Source organism: Streptomyces sp. CB01881 (assembly GCF_002953255.1).
Classification (GTDB): Bacteria; Actinomycetota; Actinomycetes; order Streptomycetales; family Streptomycetaceae; genus Kitasatospora.
In genome coordinates this window covers 8,214,366-8,218,481 of sequence record NZ_CP026498.1, presented here as the reverse complement: position 1 = coordinate 8,218,481, position 4,116 = coordinate 8,214,366, and the positions used below count along the sequence as shown (strand labels likewise).

At 71.3% G+C, this 4,116-nt stretch carries 3 protein-coding genes and 1 pseudogene; 2 read left to right on the top strand and 2 right to left on the bottom strand.

Translation table 11 applies throughout. From position 1 onward, the window contains the following. A partial coding sequence (locus tag C2142_RS25845) for a valine--tRNA ligase (RefSeq protein ID WP_174315774.1) occupies positions 1-1,414 on the bottom strand: 1,414 nt, incomplete at its 3' end. A gap of 190 nt (positions 1,415-1,604) precedes the next feature. Here C2142_RS25845 and C2142_RS25840 point away from each other — a divergent pair. After that, a complete protein-coding gene (locus C2142_RS25840) occupies positions 1,605-2,477 on the top strand; it encodes a hypothetical protein (RefSeq protein ID WP_148645161.1) in 873 nt (290 codons plus the stop codon). 142 nt (positions 2,478-2,619) lie between these two features. Next, positions 2,620-3,420 (top strand): hypothetical protein, encoded by an 801-nt coding sequence (locus C2142_RS25835; RefSeq protein ID WP_148645160.1) that lies wholly within the window; start codon positions 2,620-2,622, stop codon positions 3,418-3,420. 87 nt (positions 3,421-3,507) lie between these two features. Here the strand turns inward: C2142_RS25835 and C2142_RS40390 are convergent. Then, positions 3,508-4,116 (bottom strand): annotated as a pseudogene (locus C2142_RS40390) (AAA family ATPase); the annotation flags it as partial.

Below are 4,116 nucleotides of genomic sequence, written 5' to 3'. Positions count from 1 at the left end.
AGAAGGGCCAGAGGCCGGAGGAGAACCAGGTGTCCAGGACGTCCGGGTCCTGGTGCCAGCCCTCGCCGGCCGGCGGCTGCTCGTCGGGGCCGACGCAGACGACCTCGCCGTCCGGGCCGTACCAGACCGGGATCCGGTGGCCCCACCAGAGCTGGCGCGAGATGCACCAGTCGTACATGTTGTCGACCCAGTCGAAGTAGCGGCGCTCCAGCTCCTTCGGGTGGATCTCGACCTTGCCGTCGCGGACGGCGTCGCCGGCGGCCTGGGCCAGCGGGGCGACCTTGACCCACCACTGCAGCGACAGTCGCGGCTCGACCACGGTGTGGCAGCGCGAGCAGTGGCCGACGGCGTGCATGTACGGGCGCTTCTCGGCGACGATCCGGCCCTGCTCGCGCAGCGCGCCGACCACGGCCGAACGGGCCTCCAGCCGGTCCAGGCCGAGGAAGGGGCCGTGCACGGTGATCGCGCCGTGCTCGTCCATGACGCTCAGGTTCGGCAGGTTGTGGCGCTGGCCGATGGCGAAGTCGTTCGGGTCGTGCGCCGGGGTCACCTTGACGGCGCCGGTGCCGAACTCCGGGTCGACGTGCTCGTCGGCGACGACCGGGATCTCCCGGTCCGTCAGCGGCAGCTTGATGGTCCGGCCGATCAGGTGCTTGTAGCGCTCGTCCTCCGGGTGGACGGCGACGGCGGTGTCGCCCAGCATCGTCTCGGCGCGGGTGGTGGCGACGACGATCGAGTCGTCACCCTCCCCGTAGCGGATCGAGACCAGCTCGCCCGGGACCTCCTCGTGCTCGACCTCGATGTCGGAGAGCGCGGTGAGGCAGCGCGGGCACCAGTTGATGATGCGCTCGGCGCGGTAGATCAGGCCGTCGTCGAAGAGGCGCTTGAAGATGGTCTGGACGGCGTGCGAGAGGCCCTCGTCCATCGTGAAGCGCTCGCGCGACCAGTCCACGCCGTCGCCGAGGCGGCGCATCTGGCCGAGGATCCTGCCGCCGTAGTTCTCCTTCCACTCCCAGACCTTCTCGACGAAGGCCTCGCGGCCCAGGTCGTGGCGGGAGAGGCCGGACTCGGCGAGCTGCTGCTCGACCTTGTTCTGGGTGGCGATGCCGGCGTGGTCCATGCCCGGCAGCCAGAGCGTCTCGTAGCCCTGCATGCGCTTGCGGCGGGTCAGCGCGTCCATCAGCGTGTGCTGGAAGGCGTGGCCCAGGTGCAGCGCACCGGTGACGTTCGGCGGCGGGATGACGATGGTGTACGGGGGCTTCTCGCTCCCGGCGTCGGCCGTGAAGTAACCGCGCTCTACCCAGCGCTCGTACAGCTCGCCCTCTACCTCCGCCGGGGCGTAGGTCGTCGGGAGGGTGGCTGCGTCGTCCCCGGCGTGGTTGCTCACGGGGCGCTGGTTCTGGGTGTCGGTCACGACGCACAGTTTACGTAACCGGGGACCAGGGTTACGAACCGCTTTCGGTCCGTGGGCCCGGCGCGCCCGGCCCGGACGGCCGTCGGCCCGGTGCGGTACCGTGCCCGCACACTCGTCCGGTCCTTCGTACGGACACGGACGACTCCAGATCGCGACAGGCCGCAGGTGCGGCGGGGGAGCACAGAGGCAGATGTACGGCCAGGGTCAGCAGTATCCGCAGGGTCAGCCGCAACAGCCTTACGGGGCACAGCCGCCGTACGGCGCGCCGCCGCAGCAGCCGTACGGGGCTCAGCCGCCCTACGGCGCGCCGCCGCAGCAGTACGGCCAGCCGCAGCAGGGCGCCCCGGCTCCGCAGTACGGGGCGCCGCAGCCGCAGTACGGCGCCCCGCAGGCGCCCTACGGGGTCCCGCCGCAGCAGGCCCCGTACGGCCAGCCGGGCTACCCGGTGGCACCGCCGCCGAAGAAGGGCAAGGGCGGCCTGGTCATCGGCCTGGTCATCGGCGCCCTGGTGCTGGGCGGCGGAGGCTTCGGCCTCTACAAGCTGCTCGGCGGGGACTCCGGCGGCAAGTACAAGATCACCGCCGCGCAGTCGCTGCCCGACGGCTACAACCAGAAGTCCGCCAAGGAGCAGGCCGCCGACCCGGCCAAGGCCGAGACGTCCAAGCTCGGCACGGACCTGAACGTGCTGGTCGCCAGCTACGCCAAGGGCTCCGACCCGCTGGACACGATCAGCGTGATCGGCGTCTACGGCAACCTCAGCGACCCCGACAAGATCATCGAGGACTCCAAGAAGCCCAGCGAGGGCGGCTCCTGGACCACCCCGCTGACGGACTTCCCGGCCCAGGACAGCAACAACTCCTCGGCGAAGCTCTCCTGCGGCGTCTTCGGCGTGCTCGGCGGCAAGTCGCAGTCCACCGTGTGCGTCTGGGCGGACAAGTCCACCACGGCCCGCGTGTCGTTCTTCAAGTCGAGCCTCGGCGGCAACGCCGCGACGCCGCTCACCCCGGCCCAGGCCGCCGACAAGACCCGGGCGATCCGTTCCGCGATGGTCGTCGCCAAGTAACCCGGAAGGCAGCCCGGAGCGCACGCGGCCCTCCCGCGGCCCTCACCGCACGCGGCCCACGCAGCCGTCCCGTCCTGCCCCTCCTGTCCGTCCTGTCCGTCCTGTCGCCCCGTCCGTCCCGTCCGTCCCAGAAAGGGCCACCGTGACCGAGCAGAACCCCTACGGCACCCCGCCGCCGCCCGCCGGTCAGCCGTACGGCGCCGCGCCCGTGCCGCCCCAGCAGCCGGGCTACGGGGCGACGCCCCCGCCGCCCGCCGGCCAGCCGTACGCCGCGGTGCCGCCGCAGGCCCCGCCGCCAGGCGCACAGGCCGGCTACCCCCGCTACGGCGCGTACGCCCCGGCGCCGCCGCCGCGCAAGTCCCGCAAGATGCTCTGGATCCTGCTCGGCGTCTTCGTCGGGGTGCTGGCGCTGATCGGCGGCGCGGTCGCGTACTTCGTCCTCGACGTGACGTCCAACGCCGGCACCCAGAAGGTCGTCCTGCCGGCGAAGTTCAAGGACCTCTCCAAGGACGACGACAACGAGATCGCCCGCAAGATGGAGGAGGAGATCACCTCCGAGTTCGGCAAGGGCGACGGCGCCTGGAACCCGACCGGGGTGAGCGCCGTCTACCAGGACGCGTCGCAGGACCCGCAGCTCATCGTGGTCGGCGGCTACGGCAAGGTGCTGCTGCCCAAGCAGGAGCTGGACGCCATGTTCAAGGGCTTCTCGGAGGGCGGACCGACCGTCAGCAACCGGCACGCGGTCGACGCCGGCCCCAAGGGCGGCACGATGGAGTGCGCCAAGGCCACCCAGGACGGCACCGACCTGGGCATCTGCGCCTGGGCCGACAACAGCAGCCTGATCCTGCTGATGCAGGCTCCCGCGGACGGCAAGCAGCCCGACCTCGACAAGCTCGCCGCCGACGCCCGCGACCTGCGCGCCGTCAGCGAGGTGCCGAAGTAGGGTCCGCCGCCACCCCGGACAGAAGACGAAGGGCCCCCGGAGACCGAGACGGTCTCCGGGGGCCCTGTCAGTCGGGGCGCCGCGGGGTCAGGCGCTCTTCTCGCGCCGCTCCCGCTTGATCATGTCGCGCGGGACGAGCGTCGGGATGGCGTGCTTGGAGACGACGTCCCCGGTGACCACCACGCGGGCGACGTCCTGGCGCGAGGGAACCTCGTACATCACGGACATCAGCACCTCCTCCATGATGGCCCGCAGGCCGCGCGCGCCGGTGCCGCGCAGGATCGCCTGGTCGGCGATGGCCTCCAGCGCGTCCCGGGAGAACTCCAGCTCCACGCCGTCTAGTTCGAAGAGCTTGCGGTACTGCTTGACCAGCGCGTTCTTCGGCTCGGTGAGGATCTGCAGCAGGGCCTCGCGGTCCAGGTTGTGCACGCTGGTGATCACCGGGAGACGGCCGATGAACTCCGGGATCATGCCGAACTTGACCAGGTCCTCCGGCATCACCTGACGGAAGTGGTCGCTGGCGTCCAGCTCCCGCTTGGAACGGATGTTGGCGCCGAAGCCGATGCCCTTGGCGCCCGCGCGGCCCTCGATGATCCGCTCCAGGCCCGCGAACGCGCCGCCCACGATGAACAGCACGTTGGTGGTGTCGATCTGGATGAACTCCTGGTGCGGGTGCTTGCGGCCCCGGCGGCACCG